This is a genomic window from Opitutia bacterium, assembly GCA_016217545.1.
GTDB lineage: Bacteria > Verrucomicrobiota > Verrucomicrobiia > Opitutales > Opitutaceae > Didemnitutus.
Genome location: JACRHT010000016.1, coordinates 830,849 through 852,214, shown reverse-complemented (window position 1 = coordinate 852,214; position 21,366 = coordinate 830,849). Strand labels below are relative to the sequence as shown.

At 66.3% G+C, this 21,366-nt stretch carries 18 protein-coding genes; 12 read left to right on the top strand and 6 right to left on the bottom strand.

Annotated features, from left to right (window positions below; translation table 11 throughout):
• Window positions 1–61: 61 nt before the first annotated feature.
• Window positions 62–1,057 carry a hypothetical protein gene (locus HZA32_15855; GenBank protein MBI5425553.1) on the top strand — a complete coding sequence of 332 codons (996 nt, stop codon included), beginning with the start codon at window positions 62–64 and terminating at the stop codon, window positions 1,055–1,057.
• Window positions 1,058–1,060: 3 nt separating this feature from the next.
• On the opposite strand, the gene HZA32_15850 is transcribed toward HZA32_15855, so the two are convergent.
• Window positions 1,061–1,534, bottom strand: a complete 474-nt coding sequence (locus HZA32_15850; protein ID MBI5425552.1) for a hypothetical protein — start codon at window positions 1,532–1,534, stop codon at window positions 1,061–1,063.
• A gap of 2 nt (window positions 1,535–1,536) precedes the next feature.
• A complete protein-coding gene (locus HZA32_15845) occupies window positions 1,537–2,439 on the bottom strand; it encodes a polyprenyl synthetase family protein (protein ID MBI5425551.1) in 903 nt (300 codons plus the stop codon).
• 116 nt (window positions 2,440–2,555) lie between these two features.
• On the opposite strand from HZA32_15845, the gene HZA32_15840 reads away from it, so the two are divergent.
• Genes HZA32_15840 through HZA32_15815 form a run of 6 tightly spaced genes read left to right on the top strand, consistent with a single transcriptional unit; the run spans window position 2,556 to window position 6,433 of the window.
• Entirely contained in the window at window positions 2,556–2,822 is a 267-nt protein-coding gene (locus tag HZA32_15840; protein MBI5425550.1) for a zinc ribbon domain-containing protein, read from the top strand.
• Between the two features lie 8 nt (window positions 2,823–2,830).
• Entirely contained in the window at window positions 2,831–3,565 is a 735-nt protein-coding gene (locus HZA32_15835; GenBank protein MBI5425549.1) for a hypothetical protein, read from the top strand.
• A 7-nt stretch (window positions 3,566–3,572) separates the two neighbouring features.
• Window positions 3,573–5,162 (top strand): murein biosynthesis integral membrane protein MurJ, encoded by a 1,590-nt coding sequence (gene murJ / locus HZA32_15830; protein MBI5425548.1) that lies wholly within the window; start codon window positions 3,573–3,575, stop codon window positions 5,160–5,162.
• Between the two features lie 4 nt (window positions 5,163–5,166).
• Window positions 5,167–5,625: a DUF1905 domain-containing protein gene (locus HZA32_15825; GenBank protein ID MBI5425547.1), complete on the top strand. Its 459-nt coding sequence runs from the start codon at window positions 5,167–5,169 to the stop codon at window positions 5,623–5,625.
• Entirely contained in the window at window positions 5,622–5,906 is a 285-nt protein-coding gene (locus HZA32_15820) for an N-acetyltransferase (protein MBI5425546.1), read from the top strand. Before HZA32_15825 ends, HZA32_15820 begins: the two co-directional genes overlap by 4 nt.
• Before the next feature lie 14 nt (window positions 5,907–5,920).
• Window positions 5,921–6,433 carry a hypothetical protein gene (locus HZA32_15815; protein MBI5425545.1) on the top strand — a complete coding sequence of 171 codons (513 nt, stop codon included), beginning with the start codon at window positions 5,921–5,923 and terminating at the stop codon, window positions 6,431–6,433.
• A gap of 51 nt (window positions 6,434–6,484) precedes the next feature.
• Here the strand turns inward: HZA32_15815 and rpmB are convergent, their stop codons facing one another.
• Both rpmB and HZA32_15805 read right to left on the bottom strand, forming a co-directional pair.
• The gene (rpmB, locus tag HZA32_15810; GenBank protein MBI5425544.1) at window positions 6,485–6,715 is read right to left on the bottom strand and encodes a 50S ribosomal protein L28; all 231 of its coding nucleotides are present in this window, start codon (window positions 6,713–6,715) and stop codon (window positions 6,485–6,487) included.
• A gap of 85 nt (window positions 6,716–6,800) precedes the next feature.
• Window positions 6,801–7,790, bottom strand: coding sequence for an SAM-dependent methyltransferase (locus HZA32_15805; GenBank protein MBI5425543.1), 990 nt, complete (start codon window positions 7,788–7,790; stop codon window positions 6,801–6,803).
• A 34-nt stretch (window positions 7,791–7,824) separates the two neighbouring features.
• Here HZA32_15805 and HZA32_15800 point away from each other — a divergent pair, with 34 nt between their 5' ends.
• Genes HZA32_15800 through HZA32_15785 form a run of 4 tightly spaced genes read left to right on the top strand, consistent with a single transcriptional unit; the run spans window position 7,825 to window position 13,586 of the window.
• A complete protein-coding gene (locus HZA32_15800; protein MBI5425542.1) occupies window positions 7,825–9,117 on the top strand; it encodes a S41 family peptidase in 1,293 nt (430 codons plus the stop codon).
• A 16-nt stretch (window positions 9,118–9,133) separates the two neighbouring features.
• Window positions 9,134–10,192, top strand: a complete 1,059-nt coding sequence (gene tsaD / locus HZA32_15795; GenBank protein ID MBI5425541.1) for a tRNA (adenosine(37)-N6)-threonylcarbamoyltransferase complex transferase subunit TsaD — start codon at window positions 9,134–9,136, stop codon at window positions 10,190–10,192.
• Complete coding sequence (locus HZA32_15790) at window positions 10,189–12,327, top strand: hypothetical protein (GenBank protein ID MBI5425540.1); 2,139 nt, start codon at window positions 10,189–10,191, stop codon at window positions 12,325–12,327. Before tsaD ends, HZA32_15790 begins: the two co-directional genes overlap by 4 nt.
• Complete coding sequence (locus tag HZA32_15785; GenBank protein MBI5425539.1) at window positions 12,324–13,586, top strand: exopolygalacturonase; 1,263 nt, start codon at window positions 12,324–12,326, stop codon at window positions 13,584–13,586. The genes HZA32_15790 and HZA32_15785 overlap by 4 nt, the downstream gene beginning before the upstream one ends.
• A 39-nt stretch (window positions 13,587–13,625) precedes the next feature.
• On the opposite strand, the gene uvrA is transcribed toward HZA32_15785, so the two are convergent.
• Window positions 13,626–19,532 carry an excinuclease ABC subunit UvrA gene (uvrA, locus tag HZA32_15780; protein MBI5425538.1) on the bottom strand — a complete coding sequence of 1,969 codons (5,907 nt, stop codon included), beginning with the start codon at window positions 19,530–19,532 and terminating at the stop codon, window positions 13,626–13,628.
• Between the two features lie 226 nt (window positions 19,533–19,758).
• On the bottom strand, window positions 19,759–20,844 hold the full coding sequence (locus tag HZA32_15775) for a glycosyltransferase (GenBank protein MBI5425537.1): 1,086 nt from the start codon (window positions 20,842–20,844) through the stop codon (window positions 19,759–19,761).
• A 36-nt stretch (window positions 20,845–20,880) separates the two neighbouring features.
• Here HZA32_15775 and HZA32_15770 point away from each other — a divergent pair, with 36 nt between their 5' ends.
• Window positions 20,881–21,309, top strand: coding sequence for a phage holin family protein (locus HZA32_15770; protein MBI5425536.1), 429 nt, complete (start codon window positions 20,881–20,883; stop codon window positions 21,307–21,309).
• The last annotated feature ends 57 nt before the right edge of the window (window positions 21,310–21,366 follow it).

Below are 21,366 nucleotides of genomic sequence, written 5' to 3'. Positions count from 1 at the left end.
TGCGTAATCTCCCTGCTTTTGCGCGCTTGCCCGATGGCACGGCGCCCGCTTCCTTCGCGCCGTGCCCCTCCACGTTCGCGCGCTTTGCCTTGCCGTGCTTTGTTTCGTGGCGTCCGCCCGCGCGGACGTCACGTGCGCGCCCGCCGGCTGGGCGATCACGGCGGTTTTCCCCTCGGAACCGAAGGTCGACGACCAGCGGACGCCGACGCCGCAAGGCGATCAGCTGGCGGAACGCCGCTATGTCGAATCCGCCGGCGAGCATTTGATGGTGTTGCGCGTGACTTATCCCGTCGTGCCGGTCCCGGCCGAGCGCGAGCAACTCTATGTTTCGACGATCGAGGCGTTCATGAATTCGCGGCGCGGCCAGATCAAACAGGACGAGCAGTGGCCGCTGGGGCAATACGACGGACAGCGCTTGCTCGTGGCGCAGCCGGCGCAGAAGACGCATCGCGAAGTGCGCCTCGTGCTCATCGGAGGGTCGCTGTATTTCTTCAGCGCCGAATGGCCGGGCGGCGAGCGGCCGAGCCGGACGGCGACGGCGTTTCTTGCCAGCATCGATGTGCGGCCGGATTTCGCCAATGCGCGCCTCGTCGAGGACCGCGAGCGCTGGCGCGAGATCAAGCAGGGCAACTTCACGTTGCGCTACGACGGCTGCCGCTGGTTTCGCGACCCGCAGATCACGGATCCCAACAGCGTCGCGATGCTGCGGGTCGACGAGTCGGCCGAGGCTGAATTCATCACTTCGCCCGAGCGTCACATGGGACCGTTGGAGGAGCTGGTTGTCTCCAAGATCAAGGAACACGCCGAGACCGTGACGGTGAAGAAGCGCGGCAAGAAGCTGCGCGGCGCGTCGATGGTGGAGGAGTTGTTTTTCAGTGTGCGCACCGACGGCGCGCTTTTCGAGAACCACGGCTACTTTTATACGGGCCCTGAAGGCACGGTGCAGCTGCGCGCGTGGGCGCCGGAGCGCACTTATGCTCGCGCGGCGGGCGACATCGACGAACTGCTGGGCGGGCTGAAGATCACGCGTCCGCCCGCGGGCGCGGCGGCGCGCTGAGCGTTACGCCTCGTCGTGTTCGAATTCCGCGAGCAGCGCCGCGACCGGTGCGTGCAGCGGTTCGCCGGCGAGATCGTTGGTGAGCTTGAGCACGAGCTGGCGCGTTGCCTCATCGGGCGGCTGCGGGGCGGCGAGCAGAACCACGTGCAGGGCAAGCTGGCGTGCGCCGGCGGCGAAGTCGCTGCGGCCGCGCAGTTCGTAGAGGAACGCGGCCTCACGCAGGAGCGCGGCGTAGGTTTCGCATTTCTCGCGGCCGGCCGCGGGTGACTCGTTGGCGAGGAGGCGGGCCACCTGTTCGTCGGCGTCGAGCACGAGGAATTCGGCGGCGGGAATGGGGAAGAGTTTTTCCTGCAGGCTGAGCGCGAGTTGCAGGGCCTCGTCCACGTCGGCGGGATTGCGATCGTGCACGAGGCGCGCGACGAACTGGCGGAGCAGTTCCGTCTGTTGCAGCAGGTAGTCGCGGCGTTGCGCGGGCATGATTACTTCTTTCGGTCCGCCATTTGGCGGATCAGTTCCACGAGAAAGGCGGTGTCGCCGGGGAGGCGGGCGAGGGCGGCGAGGGCGGCGGCGGTCTGGTCGGCGGCGAGGCGGCGGGCCGCGTCGAGGCCGTGGAGTTTCACGTAGGTGGTCTTGTCGGCCCGGGCGTCCTTGCCTGCGGTCTTGCCGAGCGTCGCGGTGTCCGCGGTGGCGTCGAGGATGTCGTCGACGATCTGAAACGCCAAACCCATGTGTCGGCCGACCGTGTGCAGCGTGTCCAGATGTCCGGCGTCGCGCGTGCCGCCGGCGAGGCCGCCCATCGCGAGCGAGGCTTCAATCATCGCGCCGGTTTTGCGACGGTGGATCGACTCGAGATCGGCGTGCGAGATGTCGGAGCGCTTCTCGGCGAGGAGGTCGTCCATCTGGCCACCGATGAGCTCGCGGCTGCCGGCCGCGGCGGCAAGCTCGCGCACGAGCGTGCCGCAGGTTTCGGCGGGGTAATTCTCGCTCAGGAGTTGAAAGGCGTAGGTGAGCAGCGCGTCGCCGGCGAGGAGGGCGGTGGCTTCGTCGAATTGCTTGTGCGCGGTCGGCCGGCCGCGGCGCAGGTCGTCGTCGTCCATGCACGGCAGGTCGTCGTGCACGAGCGAGTAGGTGTGCACGCACTCGATCGCGATCGCGGCCGGAAGTGCTTCGGCGCTCCGGGCGGGCAGGGGACTGGCGGCGCGGTCGAAGAGATCGGCGGCGGCGAGGACGAGGACGGGGCGCAGGCGTTTGCCGCCGGCCTGCATGCTGTAGCGCATGGCCTCGTGGAGACGCGCGGGGCGGGTGTGGGCGGCGGGCAGGAGTTCGTCGATGCCGCGTTCGACCTGCGCCACGTAGGATTGAAATTGCGCGTCAAAATCCATGCCGGGGCGCACTGTCCGTCGGGCGGCAGGGGTTGGCAAACGGATTGTGGCCGCCGCGGGGCCAAGAAAGGCTCGCCACCGTCGGGCGTCGGTCTTTTATCCGGTCGACGTTCACGATGCCCACCTACGAATACGTCTGCACCCAGTGCGACCACGAGTTGGAAGCCTTCCAGTCGATGAAGGACGAGCCGCTCAAGAAGTGTCCCGCCTGCAAGAAACCCAAGCTCAAGCGCAAGGTCGGCGGCGGCGCCGGCCTGATCTTCAAGGGCTCCGGCTTCTACATCACCGACTACAAGAAGAAGTCCGGTGGCGGGCCCGAGGGCGGCAAATCCTCTTCCAAGTCCGAAGCAAAACCGGCCGCGGGCAAGTCCGCGGCGAACTGATTCCCGCCATGCCCAGCAAGAAAATCGAAAAGGCGCTCTACGGTCCCAGCACGGTTGAGGTCGCGATCGGTGCTTTGCTTGGGCTGCTCCTCGGCGTGGTGGTGGCGGCTGTCTACCTGGTTTTCAAGCCCGTGCAGCAAATCAAGGAGGCCCCGAAGGAAGTGGCCAAGGGCGTCGTGTATTACCTGCCCGGCAAGACCGACGGAACCAAGGCGCGCGCGTGGCAGGACAAGGTCGCGACGTTCGCGAAAGGCGGGCAGCTCGTGGTCACGGAGGACGAGCTGAACGCGTGGGCGACGTCGCTCTCCGGCGACGCCGTCGCGAAAGCCGATGGTAAACCGGCCAAGCCGGCCGACAAACCGAAGACCGAGGAAAAGAAGGGCGAGCCGGCCGCCGCCAGCGGAAGTTCCGATTTTCTCAGCGCGAGCGGACTTAATTTCCGCGTCGAAGGTGACAAGCTGCACGTCGCCGAGAAGGTGGTTTTGAACTACTACGGTTTCGCGAAGGAAGTCGTTTTTCAGGCGAGTGGCTCTTTCGTGCGCGGCGGCGAGAGTTACGTGTTTCGCGCGGACCAAATTTATCTCGGCTCGTGTCCGGTGCATTCGCTGCCGGGCATCGGCGGCGCGCTGACGAAGGCGCTGATCGCGAAGGCCAAGGTGCCGGATGATTTTCGCGCCGCTTGGGCGAAGGTCTCGGCGCTCGCGGTGGAGGACGGGCTCGTGAAGGTCACGACGCAGCCGTAACGGCGCCGTGTCGAAGAGCCTGAAGAACATCAGTGTCGTCGCTTTGTCGACGGTGTTGTCGCGCGTCCTCGGCCTGGTGCGTGAGTCGGTCGCGGCGGCGGTGTTCGGTGCGAGCGCGCTGAACTCGGCGTTCAACTCCGCCTACACGCTGCCCAATCTCTTTCGCCGCCTCCTCGGCGAGGGCGCGCTCACGGCGGCGTTCGTGCCGACGTTGACCCACGAGTTGGAGAAGAACGACCGCGCGGGCGCGTTCCGACTTGTGAGCAAGGTCACGAGCTGGCTCGCGGTGATCACGACGTCGATCGTGGTGCTTGCCATCCTGGTTTTCTGGAACGCGGAAACGTTCGTGCAGCTCGCCACGCGATGGGGCGTGGCGGAGGACACGGCGCGGCGCCTGTTGTTGGGCGCGGACCTCGCGGTCGTCCTGTTTCCCTACATGATTTTCGTGTGTCTGGCGGCGGCGTTCAGCGCGGCGTGTCAGGTGCTCGGGCGGTTTTCCGAGCCGGCGCTCTCACCGGTGTGGCTGAACCTCACGATTCTCGGGGCGCTGGGACTCGGCACGTGGTGGGCGTGGGACGACGTGAGCCGGATGAATCTGCTTTGTGCGGGAGTGCTGCTCGGCGGATTTCTCCAGATGGCGGTGCCGGCGGCCGTGTTGTGGCGCGAAGGCTGGCGGCCGGCGTTCGATCTCCGGCCCGACGAGCGCGTGCGCGAGATCATCCGCATCATGGGGCCGTCCGTCATCGGTTCGGCGATCTATTTGGTGAACATCTCGATGGCACGGTTCATCGGCTTGTCGCTCAACGACAGCGCGGTGACAGTGCTGAATCTCGCGACTCGCTTGATGGAGCTGCCCATTGGCGTGTTCACGATCGCGATCGCGACGGTGGTTTTTCCGCTCATCGCGCGGCACGCGGCGAAGGAGGATTGGGCGTCGCTGATCGCGGATTACCACAAGGGTCTGCGGCTCGTGCTCGTGATCAATGTGCCGGCGGCGGCGGGGTTGGCGTTGCTCAGCGAGCCGATCATCCGGCTGCTGTTCCAGCACGGCGCGTTCAAGGCCAGCGACACGGCGCTGATGACGCCGGTGCTCGTGGCCTACGTGGTCGGGTTGCCGTTCATCTCGTTCACGAGCCTGATGCTGCGGGCGTTCTACGCGCTCCGCGACACGGCGACGCCGGTGCGCGCGGCGGCGATCAGCTTTGCCGTCAATTTCGGACTGAGCATCGTGCTGATGCAGTGGCTGTCCACGACCGGACTCGCGCTGGCCAGCACGGTGGCGGTCGTCGTGCAGGCGGCGTTCCTGCAATCGCGTTTGGTGCGCAAGCTCGACGGATTCACGATGCAGACGCTGCTGCCGAGCTTGGGAAAGATCATCGCGGCGACGGCGGTGATGGCGGTGTTTGTCTGGCTCGGTGCGCGGGGGCTGGCGCGGGTCTCGCCGGCGTCGCGCTTCAGCGATCTGTTGGTGGTGGCGATTCTCATGCCGGCCGGGGCGGCGTTGTATGGCGCGCTTCTGTGGGCTTGGCGGATCGAGGGGCGCGAGGATTTGCAGGCGATCATCGATCGCGTTCGTGCCCGGATTGCGGGTCGTTGACGGCATGCTGCGTTTCTCCGCACGGATCGAAAAGGTCGGCGTGAATCCGCTCGTGGCGGTGCCGCTCCGGATCACGCGGGAATTTGGCGTGCGCGGGTTCGTGCCGGTCCGGGTGTGGCTCGGCGCGGAGGTGTTTCGGGCCGCGTTGGTGCCGGACGGCACCGGGCGGCATCGACTCTTTCTCAACCTGCCGATGCGGCGGGCGGCCTGCCGCGACGTGGGCGACCGAATCGAGATTCGAGTGGCGCGGGAGGACGCGCCGAAGCTTTGGCGCTTGCCGCGCGATCTCGCCGCCGCGCTGCGAGCGGCCGGGCGGTGGGAGGAGTTCCGAGCCAACTCGCCCTCGCGTCGCAAGGAGGTGATCCGATGGGTGACGGCGGCGAAATCCGCGGACACCCGGGCCCGGCGGGTGAAAAAAGCGGTGACGACCTTCCTGCATGGGCCCTACCGTTCCGTCCGATGAGTGCCGCTACCTCCGTCCAACACAACCCGGCCGAGCATCGCTACGAAATCGCCGCTGACGGCAAGCTGGCCGTCACGGAATACGAATTCGCTGACGACAAGCAGGTGTTCACGCACACGTTCGTGCCACCGGAGTTTCGCGGACGCGGTTACGCGGAAGCGCTGGTGCGCGCGGCGCTGAACGACGCGAAGGCGGCCGGCCGGAAGATCGTGCCGGCCTGCTCCTACGTGGCGGTTTTCATTCAGCGCAATCCCGAGTTTGCCACGCTCGTCGCGAGCTGAGCGCCCCCAAGCCGATGGAAGCGCACTACGTGGTCGACGCGGCGGATCGAATCGATTCGTTCGTGACCGACGCTTTTCCCGAACCGACGGATGCCAGTCAGACTTGGACGGGGCGCTCGCTCTGGAGCGTCGTGAGCGGCGATGCGACCCGACAAATCTACCGGCAACTGTTGCGGCGAGTCCGTTTGGATCGTTCGGCGGTCAGTTTTCGTTACCGTTGCGACCTCGCGCACCAGCGGCGTTGGTTCGAGATGCTACTGCGCGGCATGGAGGGTGATCGCGTGGAGTTTTGCTCCCGTTTACTCTCCACGAGTGCCCGGCCGCCGATCTCGTGGCTCGAGAGCGTGACCGGCTACGGGCCCGCCATCGTGCTCTGTAGCTGGTGCGGGGAGGTGTTGCACGAAGGGGAGTGGCGGGAGATCGAACAAGTTGTGCCCGACGTGCCGGACTCGGCGCGCGTGGAACACGGCATCTGTCCGACTTGCGCGACGAAGTTCATGGCGCAGTTCGGGGAGAGCCAAAAATAAAACCCGCAGCTTGCGGCTGCGGGTCGGAACAGGAATGGGAACCGGAACGGTTTAGACCTTGGTCACGAGGCCGGCCTTGATGGCCTTGACGGCGACCCAGACGCGCTTGGTGCCGCCATTGGGCATCTTGACGCGGATTTTCTGCAGGTTCGGGCGGAACTTGCGGGGGGTCTTCGAGGTGGTGTGCGTGCCGATACCACCGCTCTTCTTGGACTGACCCTTACGGTTGATGATGCTGCCCTTGACCGGGCGCTTGCCAGTGATTGCGCAAATTCGTGCCATGATGTTTGTCGAGTTAAAGGGTCGTGAGTAAAGGTCCGCGGTTGCGCTACGCAAGGGAAATTTCCTCGCGCGCGAAAATCCCCGCTCACTCGCGCAAGGCGTGGAGAGCCTGAAACTTCTGGCCCATGTTACCGGGGTGGAGAAGGTGCATGAGGTCGTTCTTCCGGCGGCTGAAACGGCCCGCTTCGGACGTGACGATCGCCTGCATCGCCTTGGCCGCGCGCTTGGTCAGGAAGGCTTCCTGCGATTCGACCAAGGCCTCGCCGAAGCCGCTTTGCTGCAGCTCGTCCACCAGCCAGTCCCAGCAAACATGCCCGGTCAGGTCGATTTCGCCGGGGCGGTCGAGGACGTCGTCGCCCTGCTTCTGGTGCGAATAGGTGCGAATGCTCCCTTGCGGCAGCTCTTCGGCGAGCACGGCCCAGCTGCGTCCGTAGTCGAACGCCAAAAAAAGCCCCGTCCACGACTGCTTCAGCATGCGTCGGAGCAACGGGACAGTGCGCAGCGGCAGATCGATATGGTAGCCTTCGGGCGCCTCGCGGGGCAGGCGGTCGGCGGCGGCGCGGAGCTCGTCAGTCATTTCCGGCAGCTCCACCTCGCGCAACTCCTCGCCATCGAGCGCCACCCCGAGCTCGCGCCAGAGTCCGCTGCGGCGGACGACGCGATGGAACGGCTGCGCATCGAACAGCTCGTTGGAGAAGACGACGCAGCGTCCGCTCATCTCGATCGGTTGCGGATAGGAGATCGTGCGGTAGCTCTTGAACGGGTGCGCCACATCGCGGAACGCGCCGGCGCCGGGCTCCGCGCCGACCTCGACGAGTTCGTAGTCCGCCGGGTTCTTGCCCGCGAGCAGGCCGACGGCCGCGTCTGCCACCAGTTCGCCGAACACCGGGCTGAAGCTCGTGGCCGTGTAGAAATCCGCGCCTTTGTCGCGACCGACGCGCCGCCGCGTGGGCGAAGTGTAGTAGCCGACCGTCGGGTGAAAGAGCGCGAGCTCCATGTAGCGCGCGAACGACACGCCGGTGGCGGCATGTGGCTCGATGCGGAAGACTTCGCGAAACGCGACGGAGGAACCCATTTGCCAACCAAGGCATTTCCGCACTCGCTTGGCCATGCTCAAAAGGCTTTTCGCCATTCTTGTCGCCGTCGCGCTGGGCTTCGGGCTCGCGCACTTCGCCGCGCGGCAATTCGGCGCGCCGAGCTGGTGGCCGAATCGCGAGCGCGACAAGAACGTCCGCTACTTCCGCGACGTGCTCGAGACGGTGAAGCAATACTACGTCGACGAAAAAAAGGCCGACTACAACGCCCTCACGCGCGCCGCGCTGCGCGGCATGTTGAGCGAACTCGATCCGCACTCCGAATTTCTCGATGCCGAGGCTTACAGCCAGACCGAGGAGGAGTTGAACAACGAGTTCAACGGGGTCGGCATCCAGGTTGAGGAGCGCGACAACCACATCGTCGTCATCACCACCATCGCCGACACGCCCGCCGAGCGCGCGGGCATCCGGCGCGGCGACCGCATCGTGAGCATCGACGGCTACACGATCGACGATCCCAGCACGGAGAAGGCGGTCCGACTCATTCGCGGCGAACCGGGCACCGAGGTGAAAATGGTTTTCTTTCGCCCGAGCATCGACCGCGAGGTGACCTACGTGCTGAAACGCGAGCGCATCCGTCTCCGCAGCGTGCGCAACACCGAGATATCGAGCGACGGCATCGGCTACACGCAGATCACGCAGTTCAGTGAGCGCACCGGCGAGGAATTCGAGGCGGCGCTGAAGGAACTCGAGAAGCACGACATGCGCGCGCTCGTTCTCGACCTGCGCAACAACCCGGGCGGTCTCGTCGATGCCGCGGTCGAAGTTTGCGATCAGTTTTTCGAGAAGAACGAGCTCATCGCCTACACGCAGGGGCGCACCAAGGAGTCGCGCGAGGAATTTCGCTCGGAGAACAGCCACCCGCGCCGCACCTATCCGATCGCGGTGCTCGTGAACGGCGGCACGGCGAGCGCGGCGGAGATCGTCTCGGGCGCGCTGAAGGACACCAAGCGCGCCGTCATCGTTGGCGAGAAGACCTTCGGCAAGGGGTCCGTGCAGAGCATCATCGAGACCCAGAACGGCGAAGGCATCCGGCTGACGACGGCCCGCTACTACACCCCGAGCGGAATCACCATTCACGAGAAGGGCATCCAACCGCAGGTGGAGCTCGAGATGTCCGCCGACGACGAGGCGCGCCTGCGCATCCAGCAATCGCGCAACGACCTCGCGGGCGAGACCGAGTTCAAGGAGCGCTTCGGTTTCGCGCCCGTCGAGGATACGCAACGCACCGCCGCCGAGGAGGTCTTGCGCGGCGTGCTAGTCGCGCGTCCGGTCGCGGTTCCGCCGTTAGCGGCCCCGAAAAAGTAACCCGCCGCGATCGACCATGATTTTCGCACTCGAGAGTTCCTGCGATGAAACGGCCGTGGCGGTTTTCGATCCCGCGCGCGGCTTCGTCGGCGAGTGGGTGCACAGCCAGATCGCTCTGCATGAGGCCTACGGTGGCGTGGTGCCGGATCTCGCAAGCCGCGAGCACCTGCAGCATTTCGCGCCACTCGTGCAGCGGGCGCTCGGTGTCGTCACACCGCCGCAAGTCACTCAGATCGCCGTCACGCAGGGCCCCGGCCTTGCCGCGTGCCTCGCGATGGGGCTGTCGGTCGCGAAAAGCCTCGGCCTCGCGTGGCGCGTGCCGGTCGTTGGTGTGAATCATCTCCGGGCGCACGCGTTCTCGCCGTTCATCGCGCTCCACGAGCAGGCGCCGGCGGAATTCGATGCGGCGTTCGCGCGTTTGTTGCCGCACCTCGGTCTACTCGTGTCTGGCGGCAACACCGCGCTCTTCACCATCGATGAGGAGCGGCGGATCAAGCTGATCGCTTCCACCATGGACGACGCCGCGGGCGAGGCGCTCGACAAAGGCGCGAAGCTCCTCGGTCTCGGCTATCCCGGCGGCCCGCAGGTGGAGAAACTCGCGCGCGCCGGCGACGCGAAGGCGTTTCAATTTCCCAAGGCCGTCGCGCAGAAGGCTACGCTCGATTTCAGCTTCTCCGGCCTGAAAACCAGCCTGCGCTACACGCTCGAGAAAATGGCGCCCGAGGAAATCGAGCGCCGCAAGGCCGACTTGTGCGCGAGCTACCAGCACGCCGTGATGGACGCGCTCGTGCGCAAGACGAAGCTGGCCTTCGATCAGGGCGCGTATCGCAGCGTCGGGCTCTCGGGCGGCGTGGCCAACAACAAGTTTCTGCAGGGCGAGGTCGAGAAACTCGCCGCGCACCGCCATGTGCCGTTTTTCCGGGCGCGTCCGCAGCACACCGGCGACAACGCCGGCATGATCGCGTTTGCGGCGTGGGCGGAGCGCGAGCCGGGCGGCGTCGCGCAAAACTCGGACGGAACGAGTGGTGCCGGCTTTGACTTGGAGATCGCGCCGAGCTTGGCTCTGGCGCGATGAAGTTTCCCGTTGCGGCTGCGGCCTGGGTCTTGGCTTCCAGTTCGGTTTTTGCGGCGTCGATCGATCGCGAAGCGCTCGTCACCCGGCACAATCCCGTGGTGCGCTCGGTCGACTACGACTCGCCGCTCACGGTGGGCAACGGCGGTTTCGCGTTCAGCGTCGACGTGACGGGGTTGCAGACGTTCCCGACCGAATATCACCGCAACGGCATCCCGCTGGAGACGCTTTCCCGCTGGGCGTGGGTGCAGGACGAGAACCCGGCCGGCTACAAGCTCGCCGATGCCAATCGCAACTTCACCCATCCCGACGGCTCGGTGCACGGCTACCCGACCAACAGCGGCTCGCCGGCCGGCGATTGGCTCCGCCGCAATCCACGCAATCATCCGCTCGGGCAGATCGCGCTCGCTTGGAAAAAGGCCGATGGCACGCCGTTCGCGCCGGCGGATGTGCGCGACGTCGAGCAGACGCTCGATCTGTGGCACGGGGTGATCCACAGCCGGTTTTCCCTCAGTGGCCACGGCGTCGAGGTGACGACCGCCTGCCTGCCCGACGAGGACACGGTCGCGCTGCGCATCGAGTCGGAGCTCGTGGCCTCCGGCGAACTCGCGGTGAAGCTGGCGTTTCCTCGCGGCCACGATCCGAAGGTGAAGAACACGCCTGCCTTCGACTGGTCTCGCCCGGAGACACACACGTCGGAACTGAAGACCTCACAGCAGATCGTGCGACGCGTGAACGGACTCGCGTATGCCGTGACGCTCAGCCGCGCGGCGGAGGCGTCTCCGATACCTCACACCTTCTTCGTCCGGGGCGAACGCGGTGCGCGGGTGCTGGAGCTGGCGGTGAACTTCGGACCGCAGCCGCGCACGAAAGTCGTCGCAGACTTCGCGCGGGCGGCGGTCCATTGGCCGAAATTCTGGCAGCGCAGCGCGGCGGCCGATTTTTCCGGCAGCACAAACCCGCTCGCACCGAAGCTCGAGCGCCGCATCGTCCTTTCGCAATACCTCATGGCCGTGCAGATGGCCGGCGAGGTGCCGCCGCAGGAGAGCGGGCTCACCTGCAGCACGTGGTATGGCAAGCACCACACCGAGATGCTCTGGTGGCACGCCGCGCATTTTCCCCTCTGGGGACATCCCGAGCTGCTTGCGCGCAACGTCGATTGGTATCGGCAAAAGCTCCCGGTTGCGCGCGAACTGGCGCAGAGTCGCGGCCTGCGCGGCGCGCGTTGGGCGAAGATGGTCGGGCCCGACCTGCGCGAGAGCCCGGGCGGCAACCCACTCATTGTCTGGAACCAGCCGCACATGGTCTACCTGTGCGAACTGCTCTACCGCGCCGCACCGACGCGCGAGACCCTTGATCGCTACGGCGAGTTGGTGCAGGAGACGGCGGACTGCATGGCGTCGATGCTCTGGCTCGACGCGCAGCGCGATCGCTATGTGCTCGGGCCGCCGCTTTGGATCGTGCAGGAAATCCACGACCAAGCGACCAGTCAAAATCCCACGTTCGAGCTGGCTTACTGGCGCTGGACGCTGGGACTCGCGCAACAGTGGCGCGAGCGCCGCGGATTGCCGCGCGAGAAATCATGGGACGACGCCCTCGCGCGTCTCTCGCCGTTGCCGGTGAAGGACGGCAAGTATGTCGCCCTCGAATCGACGCCCGACACCTGGGACAACGTCGCCAGCCGCCACGACCATCCCTCGATGCTGATGGCGCTCGGGATGATGCCCGAGACGCCCGTGGTCGATCGCGCCACGATGAACCGCACGCTCGACGCCGTGCTGCAGCACTGGGATTGGCAGACGAAGATCTGGGGCTGGGACTACCCGATGATCGCGATGACTGCGACGCGTCTCGGCCGGCCGGAGGTCGCAATGGAGGTGCTGCTGCGCGATGGACCGAACAACATTTACCTGCCCAATGGCCACGCGCCCGTCCGCAGCGACGAGGCGTTGCCCGCCAACGCGCCCCCGGGCGCGCGCCGCCGCGAGATCGCGGTCTACCTGCCGGCGAACGGTTCGTTTCTCGCGGCGGTGTCGCTGATGCTCGGCGGCTGGGATGGTGCGCCCGTGCAGCATCCCGGCATCCCGCGCGACGGCACATGGGTGGTGAAGGCCGAAGGTTGGAAACCGCTCCCATGAGACTCTCGCTGATCCTACTCGCGGCGTTTTTCGCCGCGGTTTCGAGCTCCGTATTTGGCCGCGATTTCGCGGTCATCGATTTCGGGGCCACGCCAAACGACGCCACACTCGACACCGCGGCGATCCAGCGCGCGATCGACGCGGCCGGTGCGGCCGGTGGCGGGCGTGTGGTGCTGGCGGGCGGCACGTTTCGCAGCGGGGCGCTATTTCTCCGGCAAGGCGTGGAGTTCCACGTCGCCGCCGGTGCGACGCTCATGGGTTCGAACCGGATCGAGGACTATCCGCGCGCGCCGACGCGCATCGAGGGCAAGCGGCAGGAGTGGCGCGTGGCTTTGCTCAACGCGGCGAATCTCTCCGGCGTGCGCTTCACCGGTTCCGGCGTGGTGGACGGCAACGGCAGGGTGTTCTGGGCCGCGTTCTGGCAGCGCCGGAAGGAAAACCCCAAATGCACGAACCTCGAGGTGGAGCGTCCGCGCCTGATGTTTCTCGACTCGTGCCGCGACGTGCGGATCGAAGGGCTGACGTGCCGCGACTCGGGCTTTTGGAACCTCCATCTCTATCGTTGCCGCGATGTCACCATCGACGGCGTGACGATCACGGCCCCTGATTCCGGTCCTATCCGCGCCCCGAGCACGGACGGCATCGACCTCGACAGCTGTCGCGATGTCGTCGTGCGCCGCACGCACATCTCCGTGGGCGACGATTGCATCGCGCTGAAAGGCACTAAGGGCCCGCACGCCGACCAGGACGCGGACAGCCCGCCGGTGGAGAACATCCTGATTGAGGATTGCACGTTCGGCGACGGCGCGGGCGTAGTGACTTGCGGCAGCGAGGCCACGCTCGTGCGCAATGTCACGGTGCGCCGCTGCAAGCTAACGTCAGGGAACAACGTCCTCAGTCTCAAGCTGCGTCCCGATACGCCGCAGCGCTACGAGGACATCCTCGTCGAGGACATCGAGGTGAACGTCGTAGGCACCGGGCGGATTCTGAAAGTGCAGCCGTGGTCGCAGTTCTACGATCTCGCCGGCCAGCCGCCGCCGCATTCGCGGATCAAGAATGTCACGGTGCGTAACGTGCGCGGCACGATCGGGAGCATCGGGACACTCCTCACTCACGACACCGCGACGATCGAGGGTTTCACGCTTGAGAACATCGATGTGAAGGCGGCGGACGCGAAACTCGCGGTCGGCAAGAACGTCGAGCTCGCGGTGCGCAATGTGATGGTGAATGGCGCGCCGCTCGAGCGCGTGACGAGGTAGACGCGCGCGCGCTGGGCGGAGAAGCGCGCGCAAGCGTCCTCAGCGCGCAGCCGCTTTCAACTTATCGCGCAGGTAAGGTGCGGTCGGGCTGCGTTTCACCTTCTGAATCCCGGCGAGCGGCCCTTGGTAGAGGATCTCGCCGCCGTTGGGGCCGCCGCTGGGTCCGAGCTCAATCAGCCAGTCGGCCTCCGCGAGGAGGTCGAGGTGATGCTCGATCACGACGACGGTGTGGCCTTGCTCGACGAGGTTGTGCAGCACGCGGATCAGTTTCTCGCAGTCGCTGAGGTGCAAGCCGATCGTCGGTTCCTCGAGGAGGTAGAGATTCTTGATCGCGATGCCGCGCGAGCGCTCGGTGTAGCTTTGCAGGCCTTTCGTCAGCTCGGTGACGAGCTTCAGGCGCTGCGCTTCGCCGCCGGAGAGCGTCGGGCTGCTCTGGCCGAGCGTGAGATAGCCGAGTCCGCACGCGACCATGAGTTCGCAGACTTCCTTCAGCTGCGCGTGGAAGTCGAAGAACGCGGCGGCTTCCTCGAACGAGAGTTGGAGAACTTGGCCGATGTTTTTGCCCTTCCACTGAATGTCAGCGAGCTCCGCGCCGTAGCGTGAGCCGCGGCACGAGTCGCACGGCTGATACGAATCGGGCATGAACGCCATCTCGAGCTTGATGCGGCCGGCGCCGGAGCAGGCTTCGCAGCGTCCGCCGGCGGTGTTGAACGAGAAACGGCTGGCGCTGTAGCCGCGCACTTTCGACTCGGGCAGCGAGGCGAAGAACTGGCGGATGAGGTCGAAGATGCCGAGGTAGGTCGCGGGCGTGGAGCGCGGCGTTTTGCCGATGGGCGATTGGTCGACCTCGATGACGGACTTGAAGCCGTTCGCGGAGCGGAGTTCTGCGAAGGGAAGTGGGGAGTGGAGAGTGGAGGGTTGAGAGTCGTCGGTGGCGAAGCCGGTGAGCTTGACGAAGTCGCGGCCGGTGAGACGCGCTTTGTTGTGCTTGATCGCGCAGGTGACGGCGGGGTGCAGCACGTCGCGGAAGAGCGTGGATTTGCCCGCGCCGCTCGGGCCGCAAACCATCACGAGGCGGCCGAGCGGGAGGGCGAGGGACTGGTCGCTGAGGTTGCGGTAGTTGATGGCGGTGAGTGAAAGGAAATTTGTCGCCCGGGTCGTTGACCCGGGTTTCTTGCCGGGGTCAGCGACCCCGGCTACAACTTCCCGATACGCGCCGCGCAGCGGGTGCGCGATGCCCTTGGCGAGGAAGAGTCCGGTGAGGGATTCGGCGTTGGCCTTGATCTCCGCGGGCGTGCCGTTGGCGAGGACGTTGCCGCCGTGCAGACCGGCGCCGGGGCCGAGGTCGATGATGCGGTCGGCGCGCTCCATGAGAACGTCGTCGTGCTCGACGACGAGCAGCGTGTTGCCCTTGGTGCGCAGCGCCTGAAGCGTCTCGATCAACCGGTCGTTGTCGCGGGCGTGCAGGCCGATGGAGGGCTCATCGAGGACGTAGAGCACGCCGGTGAGGTTCGAGCCGAGTTGCGCGGCGAGGCGGATGCGCTGAGCTTCGCCGCCGGAGAGGGTTTCTGTCGGTCGGTCGAGCGCGAGGTAGTCGAGGCCGACGTGGGCGAGGAAGCGCAGGCGCTCCTCGATCTGGGGCACGATGTCCTGCGTGATGAGTTTGCCGCGGGTCTCGAGCTGGAGATGGCGCAGCGTGGCGATGAGTTGCTCGGGCGTGAGGCGGAGGAGCGCGGGCAGGGAAATAGCTGAGAGCTGAGGGCTGAGAGCTGAGGGCTTCTTTTTCAGCGGCAGCTTCACGGCGCGCGCAATGCGATTGAGGCGTTCGCCGTGGCACGTGGGGCAAACCTTGCCGTCGGAGCTCGGGTCGTCGGGGTCGAAATGTCGGAGCGCGTCCGCGACCTCGTCGGACATTTCCCCGTCCTCGTCGGGCTTGAGCATCCAGTCGAAAATGCGGCCGTGGCCGCGACAGGTCGGACACCAGCCTTTGGGCGAGTTGAACGAGAAATGCTTCGGGTCGAGTTCCGGGAAAGACTCGCCGGTCTCGATGTCGGTGCGCGTGGTGGAGAACCACGAGAGCACTTTGCCGTCGGGCGTGAGGAGGAAGCAGGAGCCTTTGCCGAGGCGCAGGGCCGTGGTGAGCGCATCTTGAACGTGCCGCGCGCGGCCCGCCTTCGCCGAGGCTACGGCGGGTGAAGTGGTGCCGGCCGATTTGAGATCGGCCACCACCACTTCAATGTCGTGCTCCTTGTAGCGGTCGAGCTTGGTGAAGGTGTCGACGCGCAACAGGCGGCCGTCGGCGCGCATGAGTTCGTAGCCCTGTTTGCCGATCCATTTCGCGATTGGCTCGTGGTGGCCCTTGCGGCCGCGGATGAGCGGGGCGCAGAGATAGAGATGCTTGGCCTTGCGCGCGGCGGGCGTGGCGAGGGTCTTGTCGAGCAGGCCGCGCATCTGGGCGGGCGAGAGCGGCGTGACGGGTCGGTCGGTGTCCGGGTGGTGCTGGATGCCGAGGCGCGCGTAGAGGAGGCGGAGGTATTGCGCGACCTCGGTGATCGTCGCGACGGTGGACTTGCGCGACCCGCGCGTGACGCGTTGCTCGATGGCGACGGTTGGCGGGATGCCGGTGAGACGGTCGATGTCGGGCCGCGGCAGCTGTTCGACGAACTGGCGCGCGTAGGGCGACATCGATTCCATGAAGCGGCGCTGGCCCTCGGCGAAGATGATGTCGAACGCGAGGGTGGACTTGCCGGAGCCGGAGACGCCGGTGACGACGGAGAGCTCGCGATGCGGGATCGAGAGGGAGATGTTCTTGAGGTTGTTCTCGCGCGCGCCGAGGAGCTCGAGCGTGTGGCTATTGCGAGCGCTCGGCGCGGCAACGTAGGGCGCTGCGTCTTCGGCAGCGGCGAGCACGGGCTCGTTATCCGCGAGCGCGGCGCGGAGGAACGGTGAGGTCGCGGTCTCGGCGGCGGCGATTTGTTCGGGCGGGCCTTCGGCGACGATGCGGCCGCCACCGGCGCCGGCTTCGGGGCCGACTTCGAGGATCCAGTCGGCGGACTTCAGGACGTCGAGGTTATGCTCGATGACGATCACGCTGTGGCCGCGGTCGACGATGCGCTGCAGGACGGACAACAGGCGCTTCACGTCGTGGCGATGCAGGCCGGTGGTCGGTTCGTCGAGGAGGAGCAGCGCGCCGCCGCTGGTCGTGGCGGCTCCAGTGGTGCCGGCATATTCGCTCAGGTAGCGGACGAGCTTGAGACGCTGCGATTCGCCGCCGGAGAGGGTGTTGAGCGGCTGGCCGAGCGTGAGGTAGCCGAGGCCGACGGCGTCGAGCGCGGCGAGGCGCGAGCGAATCGTGGCGTGCTCGGCGAAGAGCGCGAGCGCGTCGGTGATCGTCGTGTTGAGCAGGTCGGCGACGGATCGGCCGTTCCACTGGATGACGAGCACCTCCGGCTTGAAGCGGCGGCCTTCGCAAATGGGGCAGGGGACGAAAACGTCGGAAAGAAACTGCATCTCGACGCGTTCGCTGCCGAGTCCCTGGCAGTGGTCGCAGCGGCCTTCGCCGCTGTTGAAGGAGAAGCTCGAGGCGTTGAAGCCGGCTTCCTGTGCGGCCGGTGTCTGCGCGTAGAGCTCGCGGATAAGGTCCCACGCCTCGCTGTAGAGCGCGGGATTGGAGCGCGGCGTGCGCGAGAGGGGCGACTGGTCAACGAGGACGATCTCGGAGAAAAGCTGAGAGCTGAGAGCTGAGAGCTGAGAGACGGAGGAAGGTTGAGAGTTGAGGGTTGAGAGTTGAGAGCAGGTGATGGACTCGAACGTCGCCGGGTCCTCGGTCATCTGGTTTCGCTGCGTGAGCAGGCCTTGGTAGATGACGTTGTCGAGCAGCGTGGATTTGCCGGAGCCGGATACGCCCGAGAGACATACGAGGCGTTGGAGCGGCAGGCGGAAGCTGAGGTCGCGGATGTTGTGCTTCGAGGCGCGGTGGAAGTGGAGCCAGGCGGTCGGGGATTTTTTGTCGCCTGCGAGCAGGCTCCTACAGGGGCGGCGTTGGGCGGGGATTTCAACGGATTCGCGGCCGGAGAGGTAGCGGCCGGTGATGCTGCGCGGCGAGCGGAGCAACGCGGCGACGTCGCCTTGGAAAACGACTTCGCCGCCGCGGGCGCCGGGCTCGGGTCCGATTTCGAGCACGTGGTCGGCGGCGCGGATCATCGCCTCGTCGTGTTCGACGACGACCACGGTGTTGCCGGCGTCGGTGAGCGTGCGGATGATGCCGATGAGGCGGTCGATGTCGCGCGGATGCAGGCCGACGGACGGTTCGTCGAGGACGAAGAGCGTATCCACGAGCGACGTGCCGAGGCAGGAGGTGAGGTTGACGCGCTCGACTTCGCCACCGGACAGCGTGCGCGAGGAGCGGTCGAGCGTGAGGTAGCCGAGGCCGACTTGCTCGAGGTAACGGAGCCGCGTGACGATGGAGTCGTAGGCGAGGTCGCGCTGGTGGCGGGCGGAAGTGTCGGCGGAGTCGCGCTTGGGCGCACCGTGTTCGCGGACGAGCGCGAGGAGGTCGCTGACGGGGAGTTGGTAGAGTTGGGGGAGCGTGTAGCCGCGCCATTTCCAGCAGAGGGCCTCGGGCTGGAGCCGCGCGCCGTGACACTCGGGGCACGGGTTGTAGGCGCGGTAGCGCGAGAGGAAGACGCGCACGTGCATCTTGTAGGTCGTCTTCTCGAGGTAGCGGAAGAAACCCCTCAACCCATACCAGAACTTCGGCCAGCGGCGCGTCGGGTCCTCGCTGTCGTAGCCGGGCGAGCCGTCGATAATGAACGCCTTGTGCTCGGGCGTGAGGTCGGCGAACGGGATGTTGGTCGGGATACCGAGTTTCTTGGTGAACTGCAGGAGGTCGCGCTTCGACTCGCCGTAGATTTCGCCTTCCCACGGCTTCACGGCGCCCTGCTCGATCGAGAGCGAGTGGTCGGGGATCGCGAGGCGGTAATCGATATCGATCACGCGGCCGAAGCCACGGCAGACCGGACATGCGCCGACGGGCGAGTTGAAGGAGAACAGCGCGGGCGAGGCGGGACGGAAGGTGCGGCCGGTCTTCGGCGAGTGCAGGCCGCGGGAGTAGTGGCCGGCGGGGGGGAAAGGCTGAGAGCTGAGAGCTGAGGGCTGAGAGCCGGAAGCGACGGGCGCGGAGTTGGCGCTGAAGAGGAACACCTCGCCTTGGCCGAAGTGGAGGGCGGTTTCGGTTGCTTCGAGGAAGCGCGATTTGCTTTCCGCGGCGATGCGCAGGCGGTCCTGCACGACGAAGAGGTGCGTCGCGTGTTTGAGCGCGGAATCGGGTTTCGCCGCGAGGAGATCGTCGAGCGTGGCGAGCGCGAGGGCGTCCGACTTTTTATCCGGCGTGAGGACGCGCGTGTAGCCTTGGTTCTTGAGCGGCGGGAGGATTTCGGACCATGGCAGTTTGTCGGGCTTCGCGACTTTGAAAGCGACGAGGAGCGTGGCGGCGGGATGCGCGGCGAAGGTCTTTGCCCAAATGGTCTGCGGGGTGTCGTCCTCGACCTTTTCGCCGGTGGCCGGATCGAAGCACTCGGAGACGTGGCTGAACCAGACTTTCGCGAAGTCGGTGAGCTCGGTCATCGTGCCGACGGTCGAGCGCGAGGTCTTGACCGTGTTGGTCTGCTCGATGGCGATGGACGGGCGGATGTTTTCGACGGAGTCGACCTTGGGCTTGTCGAGGAGGTCGAGGAATTGGCGCGTGTAGGCGGAGAAGGTTTCGACGTAGCGCCGCTGTCCCTCGGCGTGGAGCGTGTCGAACACGAGCGAGGACTTGCCCGCGCCGCTCAGCCCGGTGACGACGATGTATTTGCCGAGCGGCAGATCGAGGTCGAAGCCCTTGAGGTTGTTCTGGCGGACGCCGCGCAGGCGGATGAATTCAGGCGAGGAGGGGCGCACTGAAATGACGGATGAGCACGCCGCGCCGAAAGGCAACTCGCCGCGCGCAGGCGCGCGGGATTGCTGACATAGGGTTGTCAGGAGGGTAACGGCGGCCGCGGTCGCGGGCTCGCGCGTGTCGTGGGGTTTGGCCTGCAAACGCGGCGCGCGCCTGGCCGGCGCGAGAGGATCGAGGCGAGGCCGAGCCCTGCCGCGTTGTTCGACGGCGGCGAAGGGACTCGCCGCCCTGCCTTCACACCTTCACCAGTTCGGCGAAGAGTTTCAGGTGCGCGTTGATCTGGCGCTCGGCCGTGAATTCGGCGCGAGCGTGTTGGCGCGCGGTGTCGCTGTAGCGGCGGCGCAGGCCGGGCTCGCGGATGAGGCGGTCGAGCGCGTCGACGAAGCCGGCTTGATCCTTGTTTTTCAAGAGCACGCCGGATTGGCCGGGGATGAAGCACTCGCCAACGCCGACGATGTCGTAGGCGACGGCCGGCAGGCCGTGGAGCTGCGACTCGATGAGGAAGTTCGACAGCGACTCGCTTTGCGAGGCGAGCACGGCGAGATCGGAGGCGTGATAGAGCGGCGTGGGCTCGGGCTGGTAGCCGAGGAAGCGCACGCGGCCACCGAGGCCGAGGTCGTGGGCGAGGCGTTCGCAGCGTTTGCGCTCCACGCCGTCGCCGGCGAGCCAGAGCTGCCAGTCGAGGTAGCCGGGGAGCTTGGAGCAGATTTCGATCAGCTCGCGCTGGTTTTTTTCCGGGCGGAACATCGCGACGTTCAGCATCACGACGGTGCTCGGATTGGCGCCGTAGAAGCGGCGCAGAGCGGTGTTGCGCGCGCCGTCGACGTCGTGCGACCGGAGCACGGGGTTGTGGATGACGGTGATTTTGTGCGAGGCGATGTCGTGGTCGTCGGTCAGCACGCGCTTCGCGACGTGGCTGTTGGCGATGACGTGGCGGCAGAGGCGGAGCGAGCGGCGGAAGAGGTAGGGGAGCGATTTGCCGGTGCGCATCGTGCAGACGACGACGGCGTGCGGCAGGCGTTTTTGGATGAAGCCGGCGTAGCAGTTCGCCATGCGGCCCATGCAGAGCACCAGATCGGGCGCGGCTTCGGTGGCGGCGCGGAGCAGGCCGGGAGCGAACCAGTCGAGGTGGAGGTCGAAGGGTTGGAGCGACTTGAACGCGAAGGGCTGGTTATCCGCATCGTCCCCGAGCGCACCGCGCGGGCGGAAGGTGAGCAGCGTGACCTCGTGCCCGGCTTTGGCGGCCGCGGCGCCGAGGAACACGGCGTGGCGTTCGGTGCCGCCGCTGCGCAGGTAGTCTTGGACGATCAGGATTTTCATTGCTCCCGGGTGAATCGGGTTAGAGTCATGCAGGCTATGAACAACCCGTTCGTCAACCTGCTCGTGCGGTGGATGGTGCTCGCGCTCGGCGTCGTGCTCAGCGCGACGCTCGTGCCCGGCATTCATTACGACACGGCGGGGACGCTGGCGGTCGTGGTAATTTTGCTGAGCTTCTTCAACGCCGTGCTGAAACCGCTGATGGTGCTCTTCACGCTGCCGTTCATCGTGCTGTCGCTCGGCATCGGTGTGTGGATCATCAACGCGGTGCTGTTCTACTTCGTGGGCAAGCTCGTGGACGGTTTCCACGTCGCGGGTTTCGGCTCGGCGCTGCTGGGTGCGGCCGTGGTGAGCCTCACGAACTTAATTCTCACGCGGATGCTGAAGAGCGCGGCCGTGCCGCCGACCCCGCCGCCGCCGCGCGGCCCGCGTCGCGACGAGAAGCGCGACGACGTGATCGATATCTGAGTAGAAGCGCGGAATTGCGGCGCGGGGTGAGGCGAAATTACGCCCGGAACGGCGTTG

What these genes read in the sequence shown, in the direction of transcription:
- HZA32_15850 (MBI5425552.1), bottom strand. Translation starts at nt 1,534, where the DNA reads ATGCCCGCGCAACGCCGCGACTACCTGCTGCAACAGACGGAACTGCTC.
- HZA32_15845 (MBI5425551.1), bottom strand. Translation starts at nt 2,439, where the DNA reads ATGGATTTTGACGCGCAATTTCAATCCTACGTGGCGCAGGTCGAACGC.
- HZA32_15840 (MBI5425550.1), top strand. Translation starts at nt 2,556, where the DNA reads ATGCCCACCTACGAATACGTCTGCACCCAGTGCGACCACGAGTTGGAA.
- HZA32_15835 (MBI5425549.1), top strand. Translation starts at nt 2,831, where the DNA reads ATGCCCAGCAAGAAAATCGAAAAGGCGCTCTACGGTCCCAGCACGGTT.
- HZA32_15825 (MBI5425547.1), top strand. Translation starts at nt 5,167, where the DNA reads ATGCTGCGTTTCTCCGCACGGATCGAAAAGGTCGGCGTGAATCCGCTC.
- HZA32_15820 (MBI5425546.1), top strand. Translation starts at nt 5,622, where the DNA reads ATGAGTGCCGCTACCTCCGTCCAACACAACCCGGCCGAGCATCGCTAC.
- HZA32_15815 (MBI5425545.1), top strand. Translation starts at nt 5,921, where the DNA reads ATGGAAGCGCACTACGTGGTCGACGCGGCGGATCGAATCGATTCGTTC.
- rpmB (MBI5425544.1), bottom strand. Translation starts at nt 6,715, where the DNA reads ATGGCACGAATTTGCGCAATCACTGGCAAGCGCCCGGTCAAGGGCAGC.
- HZA32_15805 (MBI5425543.1), bottom strand. Translation starts at nt 7,790, where the DNA reads ATGGGTTCCTCCGTCGCGTTTCGCGAAGTCTTCCGCATCGAGCCACAT.
- HZA32_15800 (MBI5425542.1), top strand. Translation starts at nt 7,825, where the DNA reads ATGCTCAAAAGGCTTTTCGCCATTCTTGTCGCCGTCGCGCTGGGCTTC.
- tsaD (MBI5425541.1), top strand. Translation starts at nt 9,134, where the DNA reads ATGATTTTCGCACTCGAGAGTTCCTGCGATGAAACGGCCGTGGCGGTT.
- HZA32_15790 (MBI5425540.1), top strand. Translation starts at nt 10,189, where the DNA reads ATGAAGTTTCCCGTTGCGGCTGCGGCCTGGGTCTTGGCTTCCAGTTCG.
- HZA32_15785 (MBI5425539.1), top strand. Translation starts at nt 12,324, where the DNA reads ATGAGACTCTCGCTGATCCTACTCGCGGCGTTTTTCGCCGCGGTTTCG.
- HZA32_15775 (MBI5425537.1), bottom strand. Translation starts at nt 20,844, where the DNA reads ATGAAAATCCTGATCGTCCAAGACTACCTGCGCAGCGGCGGCACCGAA.
- HZA32_15770 (MBI5425536.1), top strand. Translation starts at nt 20,881, where the DNA reads ATGAACAACCCGTTCGTCAACCTGCTCGTGCGGTGGATGGTGCTCGCG.